This window comes from Pseudomonas sp. LBUM920, assembly GCF_003852315.1.
Classification (GTDB): Bacteria; Pseudomonadota; Gammaproteobacteria; order Pseudomonadales; family Pseudomonadaceae; genus Aquipseudomonas.
This window is the reverse complement of the sequence record NZ_CP027762.1, coordinates 1,640,052-1,660,017: the sequence shown is the minus strand read 5'-3', so window position 1 is coordinate 1,660,017 and position 19,966 is coordinate 1,640,052. Positions and strand designations below refer to the sequence as shown.

Here is a 19,966-nt window from a genome sequence, read left to right as displayed (position 1 = left end):
TTAGCGTTGAGTCGTTAATCAGCTTGGCCTGCGCGCTGCAACACGGCGTTAAGCAGCACATCGGTGCCTTGGCGCACATCCTCGGGCAGCACGTCTTCAGCTTCGTTATGGCTGAGTCCACCGACACACGGGATAAAAATCATCGCCGTCGGGCAGTACCGTGCCAGGTGAATGGCATCGTGGCCGGCGCCGCTGACAATGCGTTGCTGGCTGTAGCCCAAGGCATCCACCGACGACTGCACGCACGCCACACAATCGGCATCGAACGGCGTTGCCGGGCTGATCCAGTGCGCACTGATGTTGACCGTCAGGCCGCGCTTCTGGGCGATGGCGTGCAGGCGCGCGCGCACCTGTTGCTCCATGGCTTCAATGTCGGCGTCGCGGTGATGACGCAGGTCGACAGTGAAGGTCAACAAGCCGGGAATGGTGTTGCGCGACGACTTGCTGATGCTTAACTCGCCGACCGTGGTCAGGCCTTCGGGAGCGAAATCGGCGGCGAGGTTTTCCAGCGCCTGGATCATTTTTGCCGCGCCATACAGCGCGTCCTTGCGCAGGGGCATCGGCGTGGTGCCGGCATGCGCGGCCACGCCTTGGACCCGCACGTCGAGCCAGCGGATCGCCTGGCCACCGGTCACCACGCCAATGCTCTTGGCGTTGTCCTCCAGGATCGGGCCCTGCTCGATATGGGCTTCAAAATACGCGTCCACCGCGCCACCCAGGGCCCGTTCGCCGTTGTAGCCGGTGCTGCGCAAAGCCTCGACCACGCTGATGCCGGCGGCATCGGTGGTGGCCAGCGCCTGGTCGAGTGCCAGGCTGGCGGTGAACACGGCCGAGCCGAGCATGGCCGGGCCATGCAATCACCCGCATCACCGAAGGCAACCTGATCATCGCCAGCGCTTCCGAAGAGCAGGCGCAAGTGGCCCGGGAGGTGGATCGCAACCTGACGAATATCCGTGATCTGTCGGCCCAGACGGCCGCCGGGGCCAACCAGACCACCGCCGCCAGTCAGGAGCTTTCGCGCCTGGCGGTTGACCTGAACACAATGATTGCGAAGTTCGTGGTTTAAGCCCGCCGCAAGCTGCTGGAACAAAACATCGGAAACGAAAAAGCCCCGTAGCGTGTTCAGCTACAGGGCTTGTGCCTTGGCGGCGTTGTTAACTCAGCGTCCGCGTTCTCTATTGGCCTGGGAGAGGACCGAGGCAGCGAGGGATTTGGTCTGGTCGCTGTATTTATCGCTCTGAAGCGCCTTCGCTGCTTTCTCTTCCATCTCGGCGCCCGTCTGCTTGTCTGTACCGCTCTGGGCCAACGCCGAAGCGGCAAGGCTTTTGGCAAGGGCCGAAGCGTTTGGATTATTGAGGGTTTCCGCCGCCAAAGTGGCCATCTTGCCGGAGGTTTTCTTGGTGTTTTTGCTCATGATGCAACTCCTTTGCTGTGTGGAATTTCCTATCTGAAAATCGCTGGACCACGATAGTGAGTTGCAGAACAGGTCGCAACGCGCTGCCTGTAGGCAACGTTTGGGAAACCGGTACGAAAGGCGCAAGCGTGATGTAAGGCGTCTAATCGATTGCACTGATGGTTATTATCGAAACGCTCGCCTGTGTGATTGCCCAACCCGCTTCCTATAATCGCCCCCACTCTCCCTTCCCCTCGCCTGCTTCAGGCGACATGTCCCTATGGAACCCAATACCATGCCAAGCGCCAGCCCGGCTCCCAGCGGCCTTCCCGAACATAATCAACAGAGCGTCAAACAGCAGTGGCTGGCGATTCTCTCGGTCGCCGTGGGCGCCTTCGCCTTGGTGACCAGTGAGTTTCTGCCGGTGGGCGTACTCAACGACGTTGCCAGCGACCTCGGCATCAGCGCCGGCCACGCCGGCCTGATGGTGACCCTGCCCGGCATCATGGCCGCCCTGGCCGCGCCGTTGCTGTCTGTCAGCATTGGCGCCATGGACCGTCGTTACCTGCTGATCGGCCTGACGCTGATCATGATCATCGCCAACTCGGTGGTGGCCTACGCCAGCGATTTCAGCGTGTTGTTGTTCGGCCGCGTACTGCTGGGCATCAGCATCGGCGGCTTCTGGGCGACAGCAATCGCCCTCAGCGGGCGCTTGGCACCCAAGGGTGTGGGCGTAGCGAAGGCCACGTCGATCATCATGATGGGAGTGACGCTGGCCACCGTGCTTGGCGTGCCTGTTGGCACCTGGCTCAGTGGCCTGATGGGCTGGCGCATGACCTTTCTGGTGACCGCGCTGGTGGGCGTGCCGGTGCTGCTGGCGCAAGTCCTCCTGCTGCCACGCCTTATCCCGGAAAAAGCCATTCAGGTCCGCGACCTGCCGGCCTTGTTCATCAACCCACAAGCACGGGTCGGGTTGATCGCCGTCTTGCTGATCGGGCTGGCGCACTTTGCGGCCTACACCTATGTCGCGCCCTTCTTCAAAAACAGCTCCGGCTTCGACGGCCCAACGATTGGCTCACTGCTGCTGCTTTACGGTGTGGCCGGCGTGATGGGCAATGTCTTTGCCGGTTTCGCCGCCAACCGCAGCGTCCGTTACACCTTGCTGCTGGTCGCGCTGATGATCGGCACCAGCACCGCGCTGTTCCCCTACTTCGCCACCGGCATGACCGGCGCCGCGATGTTGATCGGGCTGTGGGGCTTCGCCTTCGGCGCCTTCCCGGCTTGCGCCAGTATCTGGATGTTTGTAGTAGCGCCCAAGGATGTCGAACGCGGCATGCCACTGTTTGTTGCCTTGTTCCAAGTGATCATTGCCTTGGGCTCGTTCTTTGGCGGACGGATCGTCGATCAGATGGGCAGCGCGATGTTGTTGAGTTTGGCGACGGCGTTGGTCGGCTGTGGGTTTGTGACGGTATTGGTGCTGGGGCGCAATGTGAGCAATAGCTTGGTGGCGCAGCCCGGCTGACCAGGGAGGAATGACTGAAAGGCCTGCTGGGCGTTGAGCTCAGCAGGCTTTTTTAGTTTCTGAGGTAGCGGATTATTGGGTGGGTGTACCTGTCGGGGAATTGCGCTCCAACACAGCTTCCACTAACGCCTGGGTGCTCTCGTTCAATTAAGCGAGGTGCATGATCACCGGTGAGTGGATGTTGTCCGTGTCTTGTTGGCAAGGGTTGTTTCGATGCGAATAGCTGCGGGCAATAGGCTCGAATCCTTCTCAGTCGTTCAGGCAAGCTGGATCAGAACGCATGCAACCTAAGGGTTGCGCATGGTTTTGCTAGGAATACATACTCCCTGAAGAAGCCAACTAATAAAAGCAATCCATCGAACCCAATCGTTATGCTCCAGAAATTCCAAGGGTGGAGAAAAAAACAATAACGAGCCGTGGTGCGCCACACTAGACTGAGCCGCCGCCCACAGTAAAACACCAACAAGGCATATCCAAAACCACTTAACAGTAAAATTATCACCAGAATAATGCTTACTGATTGAACGCCAAAATAAAAATCCTAAAAGAGAAATAAAAAAATAAATGGCAGTGACAAGAATCTGGTCAGCGCCCATTTTCTTTATACTCTTTATATAAGACATTTATGGTGCTTATATCAGCTGCAGCATCGAGTACCAAGGCGGCTTTACTTGCGTCGACGTATCCACGCTGGTAATCGGCTCGAACATAACGAAACAGACGCCAGGAGTCAGGCTTCAACACCAATCGACCTGCACCATATGCTGACATCAATAAATCTGCACCTCCGTACGCCATATTTCCTTCAAACTCGCCACCGCCCATTGCTTTGGCAACTTCATGGTATCCCTTGCGTAACGGCCCTTGAGTGTCCGAGCGGCCCTCCCACAAATTTCGTCCCCCCTCATAGACGTTGTTGGCTCCGTGCGCGATCAGCGGCGCTCCAGCGACCAGGCATAGCGTACCGAAGGACGCGTAGCAAATGCCTGCCCCTGTCGCGAACTGCAGTGCACCGGCAATCACCCCGACACCTTTTTGTGCGACATCCCGTGCTTGCACAAGCAGGCTTTTTTGTTCGCTTTCCAGCTCCCTCATACCCTGCACTGAGGACTTTTTACCCTGCTCCACATCGCGGACGATGCTTCTCGCGAAGAACGCTACCTCACGGTTGAACTGCAGTCGCAGAACTCCATCTTTGATATGTCGTGCGCTCACGGTACACGCCTGGTTAGCCAGAATGCTCCCAGCACGACTGACCTGCCAAAAATCGCAACTACCGAACCTGTCGCCATCCACTCTGTCCGTCAAGGGTTTCACTCATCGCCTCCCCAAGCGCTATAGCCTGTTGTGCCAGCAAGGTGGTGAGCCCACGTGATGCTCCGATAACGAATCGCTAGATGTTCCTGTGGTTCGGCATCGTTTTGTAAAATGACATGCGGCATATCCAGCGTCAGGTCTGTGATAACACCGCCTTCAATGGAGATTGAGTAAAACTTTTGCTGCTGTCCAAAGGAAGATATTCGATAAAAGTTAATCGTACATTCAATTTCCTCTCTACTTGAAAGCGCTTGAGCGAGTAAGGGTGACGATTTATCAACATTTTTTGTGAGCACAATTGGGCGATGCGTCGGCTTGTTCACGTTGCCAATATTCGCCATGTTATGGCTGTATGAGAGCACCATGATTTCATCTAAATGGCCCGACTGACACTTATTACCTATCGATTCCTGACTTGAACAACCCGCTGAAATCAATCCTTGAACCTTGCCGGTGATCGACATATAACCAGTGTTCGCCATGGGTAACCTTCTCATACTCAATCAATCGGCTGAGTAGACTATTACAGCGATCAAGGATGCACGTGTAGGACGCGTCCGGTTCTCAGGAAAATCTGAGACTTCTGATTTCAGCGCACTGTCGTCGTCATAAATGGCGTTGAGCGCATCGGTAGGTCGGGAGTAAGCCTTTTCACGATGTAACAACACGTTATGAAGAAGTTACTAATCTCTGCTTTCAAACAGGATTGGGTGGCAGTTGTCCCAGGTGTTCTGATGTCCGAGGAAGATTAAGCCATTGAAGGGATAGCAAAACTTGGCGATACCGTTCGTCAGTCGCTCACGGAGGAATGGGTATAAGTACTGAAGATCTCCGGATTGACGCTAACCGCCTGCATGGAATGCCTGATGGCTACAGCTCAAGCGATGTAGCAGCCAGGCTATTTTTTCAGGTGACTGATCAGAAAATCACCGTCGCTGGGGCGGCCTTTGATAAACCAGATCGTGATCAGGTTTATCGGAAAGCAACTGAGCGATTGAGCCTGCCGCCGATTTATAAGCCAACGCAAAAAAGCCCCGTAGCTTATTCAGCTACGGGGCTTTTTCTATGTAATGGCGGAGAGATAGGGATTCGAACCCTAGGTACCGGTGAAGGTACAACGGATTTCGAATCCGTCCCATTCGGCCACTCTGGCATCTCTCCAACGGCGCGCATCATAACAGTGTGTTTCGCGGAAGCAAACCCCAAATGCGATTTTTTTCCGTGCTATCAGATGCTTGCGTCGATTAAAGCGGTACGCCGAGACGATTGGCGACTTCTTCGTAGGCTTCGATAACGTCACCGAGGCCCTGGCGGAAGCGGTCTTTGTCCATCTTCTTCTTGGTGTCTTTGTCCCACAGGCGGCAGCCGTCCGGGCTGAATTCATCGCCCAGGACGATGGAGCCGTCGTGGAATACGCCGAATTCCAGCTTGAAGTCGACCAGCAGCAGGCCAGCGTCGTCGAACAGCTTGCTCAGCACCTCGTTGACCTTGAGGGACAACTCCTTCATGCGTGCCAGTTGCTCAGCGGTGCCCCAACCGAATGCCACGACGTGGGATTCGTTGATGAACGGGTCGCCCTTGGCGTCGTCCTTCAGGAACAGCTCAAACGTGTAAGGGTTGAGCTTGAGGCCCTCTTCCACGCCCAGACGCTTGACCAGGCTGCCGGCGGCGTAGTTACGCACAACGCATTCAACCGGGATCATGTCGAGCTTCTTGACCAGGCACTCGTTGTCGCCCAGCAGTTTGTCGAATTGGGTCGGGACGCCCGCCGCTTCGAGTTTCTGCATGATGAAGGCGTTGAACTTGTTGTTCACCATGCCTTTGCGGTCGAGCTGTTCGATGCGCTTGCCGTCGAACGCCGAGGTGTCGTTGCGAAACAGCAGGATCAGGCGGTTGGCGTCGTCGGTCTTGTACACCGACTTGGCTTTGCCGCGGTAGAGTTCTTCACGTTTTTCCATGATGGGCTCCGCTTGCTAAATGGTGGGCTAGGCGATGTGTCGCCAGTCGAGCCCTGAATCTTGATCGGCCAGTTGCAGCCAGTCCGGGTCGCACCCGAGGGTGTCGACAAAACATTGCCGGGCCAGCTGCGGCAGGTTGTTCTTGCTGCTCAGGTGGGCCAGGACCAAGTGCTGAAGGTCTTGCCAGCCCAACTCATACACCAGGTACGCCGCCTGGTGGTTATTCAAATGTCCCAGCTCGCCGCCCACCCGTTGCTTGAGGAAGTACGGATAATGACCGCGCGCCAGCAAGTCTCGACAGTGGTTGGACTCGATCATCAATGCATCGAGGTTGCGGTATCCGTCCAGCACCTTGGAACAGTAGGAACCCAGGTCGGTGAGCACGCCAAAACGTCGCTCTCCGTCGCTGAATACATACTGCGTGGGCTCCTGGGCATCATGCGCAACGGCAATCACATCGATGCTCAACGCACCAATCTGCAGCTGCTCGCCGCCAGCCAGGAAACCTGCAGGTTCTATGGGTTTGCGCATCCCGCGCTGTGTGCCGCGACTCAGGTACACCGGAAGATTGTAGCGCCGAGACAGCAAACCCACGCCATGCACGTGGTCGGCATGTTCGTGGGTCACTAGAATCGCGCTCAGCTGTGCGGGGTGAACCCCCAGGCGCAGCAGGCGCCGCTCGGTTTCTTTTAACGAGAAACCACAATCCACCAGCACGTACGTGTCGTCGTGGGCGACCAGCGTGCCGTTCCCTTGGCTACCGCTGCCGAGAACGGCAAAACGCATTGGATCAGCCCAGGTTGTCCTGAATCACGCCCAACACTTTGCGCGCTGTTTCAGCTGGCGCAACGGTGTTGATGTTTTTCTCGACGGTGACTTGCACGCTTTCGCCCACTTTGCTCAAACGAATCTGGTAGCGCTCGGCGCGGGTTTCGACCTCTTCCTTGGTCGGCTTGCTGCCGAACAGTTTGCCGAAGAAACCTGGCTCGTCGTCTTTCTTCTCGGCTTTTTCAGCCACGTTGATGTAGTACAGACCCAGGCTGCGGTTGATGTCTTCAACGCGCCATGGGCCTTTCTCCAACGCGCGGCCAACACTGGCCCAGGCACGGTCGAGGTCTTCACCCAGGTTCAGTACCACGTTACCGCTGCCGTCCTCGGTGAGGCTGACGCGGTTCGGCGTGTCGTAATCACGCGCAGCGAGAAGCGACACCGAACCGCCCTTCTCGGAGATACGGCTCATGCTGGCCAGCATCTCGTCGACCAGCGCGGCGTCCACGCCCATGTTGACCGAACGCGGGGTGAAATCGACAGCGGCGGTGCTGCCGACGGGACGCTCGGCGCTGACCACGTAGACTTCACTGGTATTGCGCTGCACGCCCGGCTCGATGCGCACACGCACACGGGCTTCGCTGTCAGCGGCTACACCGCCGGCCTGCAGGCGCTGGGCCATGTTGGCGGACAGTTCGCTGCTGCGCTGCCAGGCAGTGGTGAATTCACCGGTCTGCGGGCGTTGCTGGTCAATGCGAAAACCGTTGTCCTGGAAAAACTGCACCGCCACTGGCCAGACTTCGGCAGGTGGGCGCTGGGCGATAATCCAGCGGTTGTCGCCGCTCTTCTGCAGGCTGTAGTCGCTGGCATCAGCCACGGCCGAGATCGGCTGTGGACGTGGCACCACGTATTCACCCTTGGTGGTGTCGTCGGCAACGTTGCGCGGAATAGGCAGCAACGGGTCAAGGCGCTTGGCGACGTTGACGTCCGGCGGCAGTTGCATCGGTTTGGTTGCTTGTGCTTCCAGGTAATCGCTGCCGCGGTCACGGAAGTAACCATCCGGGCCCCAAATCCAACCGCAGCCACTGGTGCTGGAGATAATCAAGGCAAGTGCGGAAAGTCCGGCCAATCGCTTCATGCGTAGTGCTTCCTCAATTAAACCAGGACGCCGGACTGGCGCAGGGCCTGTCGCAGCGGTTCGTGACAGGCTTCGCTGAGCCGGGTGAGCGGCAGACGGATACCGTCCGGCATCAAGCCCATCTCAAACAGCGCCCATTTCACGGGAATAGGGTTGGATTCAATAAACAGTGTCTTGTTGAGCGGCATCAGCTTCTCGTGGATCGCGCGGGCGGTCACGGCATCACCGGCGATGGCGGCGGCGCACAGTTCGCTCATGGCGCGCGGGGCGACGTTGGCGGTCACCGAGATGTTGCCCTTGCCACCCAGCAGGATCAGCTCGACAGCCGTGGCGTCGTCACCGGAATACACCAGGAAGTCGCTGCTCACGCCGGCCAGAATGTCCTTGGCGCGCTGCAGGTCACCGGTGGCTTCTTTGATACCAATGATGTTCGGCACGGTGGACAGGCGAATCACGGTCTCGGCCTTCATGTCGCAGGCAGTGCGGCCGGGTACGTTGTAGAGGATCTGCGGGATATCAACGGCTTCGGCAATGGTGCGAAAGTGCTGGTACAGGCCTTCCTGGGTCGGCTTGTTGTAGTACGGGGTCACCAGCAGGCAGGCATCGGCGCCGGCTTTCTTGGCGTTTTTGGTCAGCTCGATCGCTTCACGCGTCGAGTTGGCGCCCGTACCGGCGATCACGGCGATACGGCCCGCAACGCGCTTGACCACGAATTCGATCACCTGGATGTGTTCTTCCACATCCAGTGTGGCCGACTCACCTGTGGTGCCGACCGCCACAATGGCGTTGGTGCCCTCTTGCAGGTGGAAGTCCACCAGTTTGCCCAGGCTATCCCAGTCGAGATGACCTTGTGCATCCATGGGTGTGACCAGTGCCACCATACTGCCCGCAATCATGCAACCGCTCCTGCCGGAAAAAGAGAGCCGTAATGGTACTGGCGCCAAGATGCTTGTACAAGCGAAGTACCGCCTGAGGATGCGTTCTGGGGCAACTAAACGATGGGCAATGCCATCATTGGGTCAAAGCGTGCCTTGAAGCACGCTGAAATCAGACCGATCACGCAATGAAAACGCCACCTCCTATCCCTTGGCGGCGGTTTTCGCTACCCTTCATCCTTTGATCGATACAGCCCTGACCGTATCGACCGCTCATCGTTTTAGGAAGGCTGCATGTCCACCCCCACAGTTCGCGAACAATTCCTTGTTATCAGTGCCCTCGGCGCCAACCCCATGGAGCTGACCAACGTCCTGTGCCGCGCCAGCCATGAAAACCGCTGCGCCGTCGTAACCTCGCGCCTCACGCGCCATGGCGAGTGCAGCGCGCTGGTGCTGCAGATTTCCGGCACCTGGGACGCCTTGGCCCGCCTGGAAACCGGCCTGCCGGGCCTGGCCAAGAAGCATGATTTCACCGTCAACGTAGTGCGCAGCGCTGCACTGGAAAACCGCCCGCAGGCCCTGCCTTACGTGGCATACGTCAGCTCGGCTTACCGTTCGGACATCGTCAATGAGCTGTGCCAGTTCTTTATCGACCACAACGTCGAGCTCGAGAACCTGACCTGCGACACCTACCAAGCGCCACAGACCGGCGGCACCATGCTCAACGCCACGTTTACCGTGACCTTGCCGGCGGGCGTGCAGATCAGTTGGTTGCGTGACCAGTTCCTGGATTTCGCCGATGCCCTTAACCTCGACGCCTTGATCGAGCCATGGCGCCCACAGAACCCAATGTAAGGAAGTCTCTATCCATGCCGGTAGTCATCGATAAACCCGTGGCCGATTTCGAAGCCCAGGCCACCAGCGGCCAGACCTTCAGCCTCGCAGCCCTCAAGGGCAAGCAAGTGGTGATCTACTTCTATCCGAAAGACAGCACGCCGGGCTGCACCACCGAAGGCCAGGGCTTTCGGGACCAGTACGCAGCGTTCAAAACCGCCAACACCGAGGTGTTTGGCGTGTCGCGCGATAGCGTGAAGTCCCACGAAAACTTCAAGGCCAAGCAGGAATTCCCCTTCGAGCTGATCAGCGACAAGGACGAAGCGGTTTGCCAGCTGTTTGATGTGATCAAACTGAAGAAGCTTTACGGCAAGGAATACCTGGGCGTTGATCGCAGCACCTTCTTGATCGACAAGGACGGCGTGCTGCGTCAGGAATGGCGTGGCGTGAAAGTGCCAGGGCATGTGGACGCTGTCTTGGCGGCGGCGCAGGCGCTGAGCAAGGCTTGAATGGTTGGGGCGAACACCGGGTGTTCGCCCCCATCATTACAACAAAGGCGCCACCACCGGTTCTTGCCGCGGCCACGCATCCAGTACGGCCTTGAACAGTGTCGCCAGGGGAATCGCAAAGAACACGCCCCAAAACCCCCACAGCCCGCCAAACAACAACACCGCACAGATGATCGCCACCGGGTGCAGATTGACGGCCTCCGAGAACAACAGCGGCACCAGTACGTTTCCGTCCAGGGTCTGGATAATGCCGTACACCGCCATCAGGTAGATGAACTGATCACTCCAGCCCCACTGGAACAGCGCGATCAACATCACCGGCACCGTTACCACCACCGCGCCGACGTAGGGCACCACCACCGACACCCCCACCAGCAACGCCAGCAATGCCGCGTAGTTCAGGCCGAGCGCGACGAAAGCGATGTAGGTGACGCCCCCGCAGATGACGATCTCAATGACCTTGCCGCGGATGTAGTTGGCAATCTGCCGGTTCATTTCCTCCGCCACTCGGGTAATCAGCGCTCGCTCACGTGGCAAGTAACCACTTACCCAGCGGCCAATCATCGCGCGGTCCTTGAGAAAGAAGAACACCAGGATTGGCACCAACACCAGGTAGATCATGATGTTGACCAGCAACGGCAGACTGGACAGGGAAAAGGTCAGCGCCCATTGCCCGAACTTTCCGATCTCGCCGCGCGCCACTTCGATGGCCTGCAGCACCTGCTCGTCAGACACCAGGTGCGGATAGCGTTCAGGCAACAGCAGCAACAGCGATTGCCACTTGGCGAGCATGCCCGGCAACTCGTTGAATAACGTAATCAGCTGATGCCACAGTAACGGCAGCACCACCACGATGAACACCACCAACAACCCCATGAACAACGCAAACACCAACCCTACCGCGACCCCGCCCGGCAAACGCATACGCTCCAGCGTGGTGACCAGGCCTTGCATCAGGTACGCCAACACCATCCCCGCCAGCACCGGTGCCAACATGCCGCCCAAGGTGAGTACGGCGGTAAAAGCCAGGAACAGCAGGACCGCCAGCACCACGGCTTCCTCATCGGAGAAGTAGCGCTGAATCCAGTCTCGTAACACTTTGAACATCAATCAACCTCGGGCGGTAGGGGCGAACGGTTCAGGCCTTGCGCAACCAATAGCGGTATACACCGGCGGCGTCTTCTTCATGCAACAGGGTGTGGCCAGCCAACTTGGCAAACGTGCGGAAATCACGCTGGGAGCCTGCGTCCGTGGCGATCACCTTGAGCACCGCACCGCTGGCCAATCGATTGAGTTCCAGCTTGGCCTTAAGCAACGGCAACGGGCAATTGAGGCCGCTGGCATCGAGTTCGGCATCAAAGGCTACAGCGTCGGTCATGGTTTTACTCCGGGCACGCGTTTGGGGTGCTTAGAATATCTGGTCCGAAGCTCAGTGTCCGGCTACAGTAAGCTCTTTGTCGAAAGGCTCTGTGCATGACTTTTTTGCGCCCTACCCTGCTGACGCTGGCCTGCCTGCTGGCCTCTCCGGGCTTCGCTGACGACCTGCCGTCACTTGGCGACGCCAGTTCTGCCATTGTCTCGCCACAACAGGAATACCAGCTGGGCCGTGCTTGGCTTGCTTACCTGCGCGGCCAGGTCTCGCAACTCAATGACCCACAACTCAAGGATTACGTCGAAACCAGCGTGTACAAGCTGGTGGAGACCAGCCAGGTCAATGACCGGCGCCTGGAGTTCATCCTGATCAACAGCCCACAGCTCAACGCCTTCGCCGCCCCCGGCGGGATCGTCGGGGTCAACGGCGGTTTGTTCCTCAACGCGCAAACCGAAGGCGAATATGCTTCGGTACTCGCCCACGAATTGGCTCACTTGTCCCAGCGCCACTTTGCCCGCGGCGTGGAAGCGCAGTCACGCATGCAGATCCCGATGATGGCCGCTTTGCTCGGCGGCATCATCGCTGCGGCAGCGGGTGCGGGTGATGCCGGTATTGCCGCGATTGCCGGCAGCCAGGCGGCAGCCATCCAGGAGCAACGCCGGTTCTCCCGTCAGAACGAACAGGAGGCCGACCGTATCGGCATTCTTAACCTGGAAAAAGCTGGTTACGACCCGCGCTCCATGCCGACCATGTTCGAACGACTGATGCGTCAATATCGCTTCGACGCCAAGCCACCGGAGTTCCTGCTGACTCACCCGGTTACCGAATCACGGATCGCCGACACTCGTAACCGCGCCGAGCAAGCCAAACCCGGCGGCACGGAAGACAGTCTGCGCTATCAACTGATTCGCGCGCGCGTGCAGTTGCAATACGAGGACACGCCCGGTCTTGCGGCCAAACGCTTCCAGGCGCAGTTGGACGAGAACCCGAAGAACGATGTGGCGCGCTATGGCCTGGCCATCGCCCAGATCAAGGGCACTCAACTCAAGGAAGCGCGCGAAACCCTGGCACCGCTACTGGCCAAGGCGCCCAACGACATCACGTACAACCTGGCGCAAATCGAGCTGGACATCACCAACAACCGCTTGCCGGATGCTCAGCAACGCACTGATCGGATGCTGACCCAATACCCCGGCAACTACCCACTCAACCAGGTGCGCGTGGACTTGCTGCTTAAGCAGAACCGAACCGCCGATGCGGAGAAAGCGTTGGATGCGCTGCTCAAATCTCGTCCCGACGACCCCGACGTCTGGTACCAGGTCGCCGAGACACGCGGACTGTCCGGCAATATCATTGGCTTGCATCAAGCCCGCGCCGAGTACTTTGCATTGGTGGGCGACTTCCAGCAGGCCATTCAGCAACTGGATTTTGCCAAACGCCGGGCTGGCAACAACTTCCCGCTGTCGTCTCGTATCGACGCGCGCCAGCGTGATCTGATCGAGCAGGAACGCTTGGTAAAAGGGATGATGAGCTAAATACGTCGCCCACAAAAAAGCCCCGCTTTCGCGGGGCTTTTTATTGGCCTGGAAGTTACTCGGCCAGTTTGAAGGTGATGAAACTCGCACGCCCTTGACGCAAGACACGCATCGACACCGAACGGTTCTTCGGCAGCGCCTTGGCGATGTCGGTGAACTGCTTGGTGGAGTCGATGGCCTGATTGTTCAGGTGAGTGATCACGTCACCTGGTTGCAGGCCAATCAAAGAGGCAGGGCCGTCCTGCACTTCCTTGATCACTACGCCGCTTTTAAGGTCGAAGCTTTTCTTCTGCTCATCAGTCAGCTCAGCCACGGCAATGCCCAGGCGATTGCTGCTGCGCTCGGCACCCGGTTTGGCGTTGCCCAGAGCGTCAAGGGTGGCGCCCTCTTCCGGGATAGCACCAACGGTCAGCTCAACGTTCTGGCGTTTGCCGTCACGAATCACTTCCAGCTTGGCTTTGCTGCCGGCCTTGAGTGCACCGACCAGGTGTGGGAGGTCGGCCGACATGATGATTGGTTGGCCATTCATGCTCAGAATCACGTCACCGACTTGCAGGCCACCTTTGGCAGCCGGGCCGTCGTCCTGGATCTGGGCGACCAGGGCACCGGCCGGCTTATCGAGACCGAAAGACTCGGCCAGGTCTTTGTTCACTTCCTGGATCACTACGCCCAACCAGCCACGGCTGACCTTGCCACCGCTTTTGAGCTGGTTGGAAACGTCCATGGCCACGTCAATCGGAATGGCGAAGGACACCCCCATGAAGCCACCGGAGCGGGTATAAATCTGCGAGTTGATCCCGACCACTTCGCCCGCCAGGTTGAACAGCGGACCGCCGGAGTTACCCGGGTTGATCGGCACGTCGGTCTGGATGAATGGCACGTAGTTTTCATTTGGCAGGCTGCGGCCAATCGCACTGACAATGCCTTGGGTGACGGTATGGTCAAAGCCGAACGGTGAACCGATCGCTACTACCCACTGACCGGCTTTCAGGTCCTGGGATTTACCCAGTTTCAGTACCGGCAAATCTTTGCCGTCGATTTTCAGCAAGGCCACGTCGGAACGCGGGTCCGTGCCGATCAGCTTGGCCTTCAATTCACTGCGATCAGCCAGGCGCACAAGAATCTCGTCGGCGTCGGCAATCACGTGGTTGTTGGTGAGGATGTAGCCGTCAGGCGAGATGATGAAGCCCGAGCCCAGGGACTGCGCCTCACGCTGGCCACCGCCGCCGCCACGCGGGGAACGCTGTTGCGGCATGCCGCGCTCGAAGAACTCGCGCAGCATTGGCGGCAGGCCTTCCAGGTCGGGCATCTGCTGGTTCGAGACTTTACGATCCGGCAGTTTTTGCGTGGTACTGATGTTCACCACGGCAGGCGAGGCCTGCTCCACCAGTTGGGTGAAGTCAGGCAGTTCGGCCGCTTGCGCGGACACGGCCTGACCCAGCACCAGCACCGTGGCGACTATGGATAGGTAAGACTTCAAACGTGGTATCGACATACAGCTCCCGTTACGACGAGCAGGGTTGAGCGACAGGGTTCAAGAAACGCCGAAAAGTGCGACCGACATCTTTGTTCCGCGAACAAAACAAGGCCAGGGCCGACAAGCCCTGACCTATAAAAAACATGGGGATTTTTTGCAAGTGAAAATACCGATCCTGAAGTTTCATGCTTCCAGCCTCCAACCAAGCATAGGCTCACATTGAAAGGTCAGGATGAACATAGGATTAACGACTCACGGCTTGGCGGTGGCGGGTTTTTCACCGCGCACCGACAGCGCAATGCGCTCGGCAGTGCCGATGGGGATTTCGCCCACAACGGTCACCATCACTTCACCATCTACCGTGTTCAAGCGGCGCGATACGGCAACAGTCGGGCCCAGCTGGGTGCGGGTTTCGCTCACACTGGCGCCATCGGTCGACTCAAGAAACACTGAAAAACGTGCCAGCCCATCGTCGTACATCAAGCTATCGACGGTGGACTTGGTCTGGGTATCTTTGCGTGCAGTACTGCTGGTGAGCTGAAAACCCGGAGGCAGCCAATCCAAATGCCACGCATGGGTAGCGGGGATTTCAGGCGCTTTGCTATTGGCAAGTGCGATAGGTGCGCAATCACCGCTGGGCTGCAAGTCTCGATCATAGAGCGCGACCGACGTGTTCAGTCGAGTGAACTGGAAACGCTCCAACAATTGTCCCTGTTCATTAAGTAACAAGGATTTGAGCGGCAACGCCGTTTGACGATCAAGGTGCAATTCGAACCCATACCGATACTGATCGCGCGGCGTGATCGAGACAATCACCGCATTTCGACCGGCCACGCGAGATTTGCCGATGACGGCCAATTCGTAGAGTTGAGTGAGTTTTTGCGGATCAAGAGCGCGCGATGGCGCTTCGGGCGAATTACCCAGGCCAGCAACCAGAGCGCCACTGACGCATTGGGTTCGACCGTCTACCCGGACCAATTCCTGAGCTGATCCGTCGAGCTGCAAGAGCCGCTCACGGACGTGCCCGTCTTGAATACGGTGCCAGATATCATGGGTAGAGAAACTGCCGTTACGCTCGTAGACGAACGTACCTTCAAAGCTTTGCTGCTGTTCTGCACGCCCAAGTCGAGTCAGCCAGTCTTGGGCTTCGTCGGCATGGGCGGATAGTGCAAAACAACCACTGAGCAAAAGCGTAAGGAGCGGTATGGCGCGCATAGGGCTCCTTAACGGTTTAGCGGTTTTCCAGACTTGCTGCACGGGCGTATGGCAGAGCGCTTTCAGTGCCTTTCAAAGCCGATTCCTGTGCGTGTTGACGCAGGTAGCCTGGAAGACGCTGATCCTGCCAGCCGGATTGCCCTTGAAGTACACCGTTAGCCATAGGGCCGGTGGTATCGGAGCTTTCCTTATAGCCGGCCAGCACTGCTGGACCTTTGACTTGCGGACCGGCCATGACCGGCTGCTGAGTCTGTTGGGCCAGTTCGGCACCGGCTATTTCGTCCTGGTTGTACAGGCGAACACCGGCCAATACGGCAACAGTTACCGAAGCAGCTACTGCCAAACGACCCAGGCTACGCCATGGACCACGAGCAGCTTTTGCCGGTACGGCTTCATCAGCCAGCGCAGCAGAAACGGCCGCAGCAATATCCAGACGAGGGATTAGAAGATCCTTGTGCATCACCGCCCGAGCGACTTGGTAACGAGACCAGGTATCACGGGTTTCGGCATCATCAAATGCATTAAGCACTCGACGAAGTTCCAGTTCATCCGCTTCGTTATCCATCACTGCGGACAGCGATTCCTGCAGGGCATCACGACTCATGGCGGTTCCTCTCTTGGCTGTCGCCGCTGTCTTTAGTTTTCCTGCAACAACGGTTGCAAGGCTTTATCGATGGCTTCCCGGGCCCGGAAAATCCGTGACCTTACAGTCCCCACCGGACACTGCATGACGCTCGCAATGTCTTCGTAACTCAGACCATCGAATTCACGTAAAGTTAACGCCGTACGCAAATCTTCTGGAAGTTGCTGAATTGTGCGATGAACGGTGCCTTCGATCTCGTCGCGCAGCAATGCACGCTCCGGCGACTCGAGATCTTTGAGGCCGTGATCACCATCATAAAATTCTGCATCTTCTGAACTTACATCACTGTCCGGTGGGCGGCGGCCGCGAGACACCAGATAGTTCTTCGCCGTGTTAATGGCGATGCGGTATAGCCACGTATAAAACGCACTATCACCGCGGAAGTTTCCAAGTGCACGGTACGCCTTGATAAAGGCTTCCTGTGCAACGTCCTGCGCTTCATGGGTGTCGTGCACAAAACGCACGATCAACCCGAGAATTTTGTGCTGGTATTTCAGCACTAGCAGATCAAATGCTCGCTTGTCGCCGCGTTGAACGCGCTCGACCAGCTGCTGATCCTCTTCCTGGGTTAGCATGAACACTCCTCGTTGTACTTGGAGGAGGCTTGCATAACTAAACGATCAGGCTTGCAAACATAGACTCGGACTTTTCGCAAAAGTTCTCCCCCTCCAAGCAAGTTTCCGGCGCGCACTGATTTGGCACACACGAAAAACGCAGCACGGGCATTGCCGGCTGCGCGAATAATCTTGTCGCCGGTTTTCTGACGCGTCCAATGCTCCCGACGGGCCAATAAACTCAACGTTTTCCCAGCTTTCGGGCAACCTGCTATTGAGTCGGGGCTTATGCAAAAAGTTCCCGCCTCAATAACCAGCCGATTTTACCCAAGCTGCGCACCGTAATCTCACAATGCCACGAATGCCCGGCTATTGTGCCGCTCCCCCCCTCTATATACTAGTGGCCCGTGTGACCCTTTGATTCGCCGATCCAGGCGTCCTGTTCGCGCCGCCCCTTTGGATCGCTTTTTGCGGAATCCTGCTAATGAGCCAACAGTTTCAACACGATGTCCTGGTGATCGGTAGTGGCGCGGCCGGCTTGAGCCTGGCGCTGACGCTCCCCAGCTACTTGCGCATTGCGGTCCTGAGCAAAGGCGATCTGGCCAACGGCTCGACATTCTGGGCCCAGGGCGGCGTCGCGGCAGTGCTGGACGACACTGACACCGTGCAATCCCATGTCGAAGACACCCTTAACGCCGGCGGCGGCCTGTGCAACGAAGACGCCGTACGCTTCACCGTCGAGCACAGCCGCGAAGCTATCCAATGGCTGATCGACCAGGGTGTGCCGTTCACCCGCGACGAGCATGCCGGCAGCGACGACGGCGGATTTGAATTCCACCTGACCCGTGAAGGCGGTCACAGCCATCGCCGCATCATCCATGCGGCCGACGCCACCGGCGCCGCCATTTTCAAAACCCTCCTCGACCAGGCCCGTCAACGCCCCAATATCGAGCTGTTGGAACAACGGGTAGCCGTCGACCTGATCACCGAAAAACGCCTGGGCCTGGCAGGCGAACGCTGCCTCGGCGCCTACGTGCTCAACCGCGCCAGCGGCGAAGTCGACACCTACGGCGCGCGCTTCACCATTCTCGCCTCGGGCGGCGCGGCCAAGGTTTATCTCTACACCAGCAACCCCGACGGTGCCTGCGGCGATGGCATTGCCATGGCGTGGCGTTCGGGCTGCCGCGTCGCGAATCTGGAATTCAACCAGTTCCACCCCACCTGCCTTTATCACCCGCAGGCCAAGAGTTTCCTGATCACCGAAGCCCTGCGCGGTGAAGGCGCGCACCTGAAACTGCCAAATGGCGAGCGCTTCATGCAACGCTTCGACCCTCGCGCTGAGCTCGCGCCACGGGATATCGTCGCGCGCGCCATCGACCACGAAATGAAGCGCCTGGGCATCGACTGCGTCTATCTGGACATCAGCCACAAGCCCGAAGCCTTCATCAAGACCCATTTCCCCACCGTCTACGAGCGCTGCCTGGCGTTCAACATCGACATCACCAAAGGCCCGATCCCGGTAGTGCCGGCCGCGCACTACACCTGCGGCGGGGTCATGGTCGACCAACACGGTCGCACCGACGTGCCTGGCCTGTATGCGATCGGCGAAACCAGCTTCACCGGCCTGCACGGCGCCAACCGCATGGCCAGCAATTCGCTGCTCGAATGCTTCGTTTATGCCCGCTCCGCCGCCGCCGACATCCTCGAACAACTGCCCCGCATCCCGGTGCCCGCCGCCCTGCCCCGCTGGGACGCCAGCCAGGTCACCGATTCGGACGAAGACGTCATCATCGCCCACAACTGGGACGAGCTGCGCCGCTTCATGTGGGACTACGTGGGGATCGTGCGCACCAACAAGCGCCTACAACGCGCGCAACACCGCGTGCGGTTGCTGCTGGACGAAATTGACGAATTCTACAGCAACTATAAAGTCAGCCGGGACCTGATCGAATTGCGCAACTTGGCCCAGGTGGCGGAATTGATGATTCGCTCTGCCATGGAGCGCAAGGAAAGTCGCGGCCTGCACTACACCCTCGACTACCCGCAGATGCTGCCCGAGGCCCGTGACACTATTCTGGTGCCAGCCACCTACGGCGGCTGAACTTCAAGCGAACCCGCAGGCGCCGATGCACATCGGCAGCCTGCGCGTCCCTCGGCACACAGATCGAACGCACCCGCCATTCCCCCTGCACCCGATAGCGCAGCACCACGATCAGCGGTAATGCCAGGCTGTCGGGACGCAGTTGCACAGGGTGCCAACCGCGCTCGTCACACAATAATTGCCAGCCGTCTTCATCGCGGCGCAGGCCACGAATCGACGAACGGTGGTTTAACAGGATATGACGCGGTAAAACCCACACGGCGTGAGCCAGACACAACAGAATGCCGAGGCCGTAAAACGGTAGATCCCCAAGCAGCAAGGCGCCCAACGCGAACAGTTGGGCAAGCAAGTAGGCCGCCAGCAATAGCCGTGAGGCCTGCCAGCGGCATTCGAAGCGATTACTTGGGCTGGACACGATCCAGAATCATCCGAACCATGCGCTGCAGCTCCGGATCTTCAGATTCGGCGCGCTCCATGAACCAGCCGAACATGTCCTGATCTTCGCAAGTCAGCAGCCTGACGTAGAGGTCGCGGTCCACCTGATTGAGCGTCGCGTATACCTCTTTGGTGAAAGGCACCAGCAACACATCCAACTCCAGCATGCCGCGACGGCTGTGCCAGTAGAGGCGATTGATTTCTACATCTTCGACCATGGAGCGCTCCTCAAATAGAGCGCAAGTATACAGGCCCGACGGCACCGGACCAGTCGGCTTTGGTCGCACCATACGGAAACTATCCATTTGCCGGGCGCCCCT

The 19,966-nt window shown here is 58.4% G+C and carries 21 protein-coding genes, 1 tRNA gene and 2 pseudogenes; 6 read left to right on the top strand and 18 right to left on the bottom strand.

The features are described from left to right. Nucleotides 1-14 precede the first annotated feature (14 nt). Nucleotides 15-848: pseudogene (locus C4J83_RS07580) on the bottom strand (hydantoinase/carbamoylase family amidase); the annotation flags it as partial. A 23-nt stretch (nucleotides 849-871) separates the two neighbouring features. Here C4J83_RS07580 and C4J83_RS07575 point away from each other — a divergent pair. After that, nucleotides 872-1,066 (top strand): annotated as a pseudogene (locus tag C4J83_RS07575) (methyl-accepting chemotaxis protein); the annotation flags it as partial. A 93-nt stretch (nucleotides 1,067-1,159) separates the two neighbouring features. Here the strand turns inward: C4J83_RS07575 and C4J83_RS07570 are convergent. Then, nucleotides 1,160-1,414, bottom strand: coding sequence for a hypothetical protein (locus tag C4J83_RS07570; protein WP_124416685.1), 255 nt, complete (start codon nucleotides 1,412-1,414; stop codon nucleotides 1,160-1,162). A 274-nt stretch (nucleotides 1,415-1,688) separates the two neighbouring features. On the opposite strand from C4J83_RS07570, the gene C4J83_RS07565 reads away from it, so the two are divergent. After that, nucleotides 1,689-2,915, top strand: coding sequence for an MFS transporter (locus C4J83_RS07565; protein ID WP_124416684.1), 1,227 nt, complete (start codon nucleotides 1,689-1,691; stop codon nucleotides 2,913-2,915). Nucleotides 2,916-3,202: 287 nt separating this feature from the next. Here C4J83_RS07565 and C4J83_RS07560 read toward each other — a convergent pair whose 3' ends face one another. The 8 genes from C4J83_RS07560 to dapA form a co-directional block, all read right to left on the bottom strand. Beyond that, nucleotides 3,203-3,511: a hypothetical protein gene (locus tag C4J83_RS07560; RefSeq protein WP_106577005.1), complete on the bottom strand. Its 309-nt coding sequence runs from the start codon at nucleotides 3,509-3,511 to the stop codon at nucleotides 3,203-3,205. Further along, nucleotides 3,501-4,130: a DUF4225 domain-containing protein gene (locus tag C4J83_RS07555; RefSeq protein ID WP_256660651.1), complete on the bottom strand. Its 630-nt coding sequence runs from the start codon at nucleotides 4,128-4,130 to the stop codon at nucleotides 3,501-3,503. Before C4J83_RS07555 ends, C4J83_RS07560 begins: the two co-directional genes overlap by 11 nt. A 98-nt stretch (nucleotides 4,131-4,228) precedes the next feature. Next, entirely contained in the window at nucleotides 4,229-4,714 is a 486-nt protein-coding gene (locus tag C4J83_RS07550; protein WP_124416683.1) for an Hcp family type VI secretion system effector, read from the bottom strand. 589 nt (nucleotides 4,715-5,303) lie between these two features. Continuing rightward, nucleotides 5,304-5,393 (bottom strand) — tRNA-Ser (locus tag C4J83_RS07540). A gap of 83 nt (nucleotides 5,394-5,476) precedes the next feature. Beyond that, entirely contained in the window at nucleotides 5,477-6,190 is a 714-nt protein-coding gene (gene purC, locus C4J83_RS07535; RefSeq protein ID WP_119738970.1) for a phosphoribosylaminoimidazolesuccinocarboxamide synthase, read from the bottom strand. Between the two features lie 27 nt (nucleotides 6,191-6,217). Beyond that, complete coding sequence (locus C4J83_RS07530) at nucleotides 6,218-6,976, bottom strand: MBL fold metallo-hydrolase (protein ID WP_119738968.1); 759 nt, start codon at nucleotides 6,974-6,976, stop codon at nucleotides 6,218-6,220. Between the two features lie 4 nt (nucleotides 6,977-6,980). Continuing rightward, complete coding sequence (bamC, locus tag C4J83_RS07525; RefSeq protein ID WP_119738966.1) at nucleotides 6,981-8,096, bottom strand: NlpB/DapX family lipoprotein; 1,116 nt, start codon at nucleotides 8,094-8,096, stop codon at nucleotides 6,981-6,983. A 17-nt stretch (nucleotides 8,097-8,113) separates the two neighbouring features. After that, a complete protein-coding gene (dapA, locus tag C4J83_RS07520) occupies nucleotides 8,114-8,992 on the bottom strand; it encodes a 4-hydroxy-tetrahydrodipicolinate synthase (protein WP_106577012.1) in 879 nt (292 codons plus the stop codon). A 273-nt stretch (nucleotides 8,993-9,265) separates the two neighbouring features. Here dapA and C4J83_RS07515 point away from each other — a divergent pair, with 273 nt between their 5' ends. Continuing rightward, nucleotides 9,266-9,826 carry a glycine cleavage system transcriptional repressor gene (locus tag C4J83_RS07515; protein ID WP_003172487.1) on the top strand — a complete coding sequence of 187 codons (561 nt, stop codon included), beginning with the start codon at nucleotides 9,266-9,268 and terminating at the stop codon, nucleotides 9,824-9,826. Between the two features lie 14 nt (nucleotides 9,827-9,840). Next, on the top strand, nucleotides 9,841-10,314 hold the full coding sequence (locus tag C4J83_RS07510; protein WP_124416682.1) for a peroxiredoxin: 474 nt from the start codon (nucleotides 9,841-9,843) through the stop codon (nucleotides 10,312-10,314). Nucleotides 10,315-10,350: 36 nt separating this feature from the next. Here C4J83_RS07510 and C4J83_RS07505 read toward each other — a convergent pair whose 3' ends face one another. Next, on the bottom strand, nucleotides 10,351-11,421 hold the full coding sequence (locus tag C4J83_RS07505; RefSeq protein ID WP_119738961.1) for an AI-2E family transporter: 1,071 nt from the start codon (nucleotides 11,419-11,421) through the stop codon (nucleotides 10,351-10,353). A 31-nt stretch (nucleotides 11,422-11,452) separates the two neighbouring features. After that, on the bottom strand, nucleotides 11,453-11,692 hold the full coding sequence (locus tag C4J83_RS07500) for a sulfurtransferase TusA family protein (RefSeq protein WP_010212198.1): 240 nt from the start codon (nucleotides 11,690-11,692) through the stop codon (nucleotides 11,453-11,455). A 95-nt stretch (nucleotides 11,693-11,787) separates the two neighbouring features. On the opposite strand from C4J83_RS07500, the gene C4J83_RS07495 reads away from it, so the two are divergent. Continuing rightward, nucleotides 11,788-13,221, top strand: a complete 1,434-nt coding sequence (locus C4J83_RS07495; RefSeq protein WP_124416681.1) for a M48 family metalloprotease — start codon at nucleotides 11,788-11,790, stop codon at nucleotides 13,219-13,221. 55 nt (nucleotides 13,222-13,276) lie between these two features. Here C4J83_RS07495 and C4J83_RS07490 read toward each other — a convergent pair whose 3' ends face one another. The 4 genes from C4J83_RS07490 to rpoE all read right to left on the bottom strand — a co-directional run bounded on the left by C4J83_RS07490 (nucleotide 13,277) and on the right by rpoE (nucleotide 17,131). Then, nucleotides 13,277-14,716: a DegQ family serine endoprotease gene (locus C4J83_RS07490; protein WP_106577016.1), complete on the bottom strand. Its 1,440-nt coding sequence runs from the start codon at nucleotides 14,714-14,716 to the stop codon at nucleotides 13,277-13,279. A 234-nt stretch (nucleotides 14,717-14,950) separates the two neighbouring features. Then, nucleotides 14,951-15,913, bottom strand: coding sequence for a MucB/RseB C-terminal domain-containing protein (locus C4J83_RS07485; protein WP_124416680.1), 963 nt, complete (start codon nucleotides 15,911-15,913; stop codon nucleotides 14,951-14,953). 16 nt (nucleotides 15,914-15,929) lie between these two features. Beyond that, entirely contained in the window at nucleotides 15,930-16,517 is a 588-nt protein-coding gene (locus C4J83_RS07480; RefSeq protein ID WP_003172479.1) for a sigma-E factor negative regulatory protein, read from the bottom strand. Between the two features lie 32 nt (nucleotides 16,518-16,549). After that, the gene (gene rpoE, locus C4J83_RS07475) at nucleotides 16,550-17,131 is read right to left on the bottom strand and encodes an RNA polymerase sigma factor RpoE/AlgU (RefSeq protein ID WP_003172477.1); all 582 of its coding nucleotides are present in this window, start codon (nucleotides 17,129-17,131) and stop codon (nucleotides 16,550-16,552) included. Nucleotides 17,132-17,594: 463 nt separating this feature from the next. On the opposite strand from rpoE, the gene nadB reads away from it, so the two are divergent. Beyond that, a complete protein-coding gene (nadB, locus tag C4J83_RS07470; RefSeq protein ID WP_124416679.1) occupies nucleotides 17,595-19,211 on the top strand; it encodes an L-aspartate oxidase in 1,617 nt (538 codons plus the stop codon). On the opposite strand, the gene C4J83_RS07465 is transcribed toward nadB, so the two are convergent. After that, on the bottom strand, nucleotides 19,180-19,626 hold the full coding sequence (locus C4J83_RS07465) for a protein YgfX (protein ID WP_119738952.1): 447 nt from the start codon (nucleotides 19,624-19,626) through the stop codon (nucleotides 19,180-19,182). The two genes, nadB and C4J83_RS07465, sit on opposite strands and share 32 nt — an antisense overlap. Then, nucleotides 19,610-19,864, bottom strand: coding sequence for an FAD assembly factor SdhE (locus C4J83_RS07460; protein WP_014717362.1), 255 nt, complete (start codon nucleotides 19,862-19,864; stop codon nucleotides 19,610-19,612). Before C4J83_RS07460 ends, C4J83_RS07465 begins: the two co-directional genes overlap by 17 nt. Between the last annotated feature and the right edge of the window lie 102 nt (nucleotides 19,865-19,966).

Coding starts and splice junctions, on each gene's coding strand:
- C4J83_RS07570 (WP_124416685.1), bottom strand. CDS start 1,414: ATGAGCAAAAACACCAAGAAAACCTCCGGCAAGATGGCCACTTTGGCG.
- C4J83_RS07565 (WP_124416684.1), top strand. CDS start 1,689: ATGCCAAGCGCCAGCCCGGCTCCCAGCGGCCTTCCCGAACATAATCAA.
- C4J83_RS07560 (WP_106577005.1), bottom strand. CDS start 3,511: ATGGGCGCTGACCAGATTCTTGTCACTGCCATTTATTTTTTTATTTCT.
- C4J83_RS07550 (WP_124416683.1), bottom strand. CDS start 4,714: ATGGCGAACACTGGTTATATGTCGATCACCGGCAAGGTTCAAGGATTG.
- purC (WP_119738970.1), bottom strand. CDS start 6,190: ATGGAAAAACGTGAAGAACTCTACCGCGGCAAAGCCAAGTCGGTGTAC.
- C4J83_RS07530 (WP_119738968.1), bottom strand. CDS start 6,976: ATGCGTTTTGCCGTTCTCGGCAGCGGTAGCCAAGGGAACGGCACGCTG.
- bamC (WP_119738966.1), bottom strand. CDS start 8,096: ATGAAGCGATTGGCCGGACTTTCCGCACTTGCCTTGATTATCTCCAGC.
- dapA (WP_106577012.1), bottom strand. CDS start 8,992: ATGATTGCGGGCAGTATGGTGGCACTGGTCACACCCATGGATGCACAA.
- C4J83_RS07515 (WP_003172487.1), top strand. CDS start 9,266: ATGTCCACCCCCACAGTTCGCGAACAATTCCTTGTTATCAGTGCCCTC.
- C4J83_RS07510 (WP_124416682.1), top strand. CDS start 9,841: ATGCCGGTAGTCATCGATAAACCCGTGGCCGATTTCGAAGCCCAGGCC.
- C4J83_RS07505 (WP_119738961.1), bottom strand. CDS start 11,421: ATGTTCAAAGTGTTACGAGACTGGATTCAGCGCTACTTCTCCGATGAG.
- C4J83_RS07500 (WP_010212198.1), bottom strand. CDS start 11,692: ATGACCGACGCTGTAGCCTTTGATGCCGAACTCGATGCCAGCGGCCTC.
- C4J83_RS07495 (WP_124416681.1), top strand. CDS start 11,788: ATGACTTTTTTGCGCCCTACCCTGCTGACGCTGGCCTGCCTGCTGGCC.
- C4J83_RS07490 (WP_106577016.1), bottom strand. CDS start 14,716: ATGTCGATACCACGTTTGAAGTCTTACCTATCCATAGTCGCCACGGTG.
- C4J83_RS07485 (WP_124416680.1), bottom strand. CDS start 15,913: ATGCGCGCCATACCGCTCCTTACGCTTTTGCTCAGTGGTTGTTTTGCA.
- C4J83_RS07480 (WP_003172479.1), bottom strand. CDS start 16,517: ATGAGTCGTGATGCCCTGCAGGAATCGCTGTCCGCAGTGATGGATAAC.
- rpoE (WP_003172477.1), bottom strand. CDS start 17,131: ATGCTAACCCAGGAAGAGGATCAGCAGCTGGTCGAGCGCGTTCAACGC.
- nadB (WP_124416679.1), top strand. CDS start 17,595: ATGAGCCAACAGTTTCAACACGATGTCCTGGTGATCGGTAGTGGCGCG.
- C4J83_RS07460 (WP_014717362.1), bottom strand. CDS start 19,864: ATGGTCGAAGATGTAGAAATCAATCGCCTCTACTGGCACAGCCGTCGC.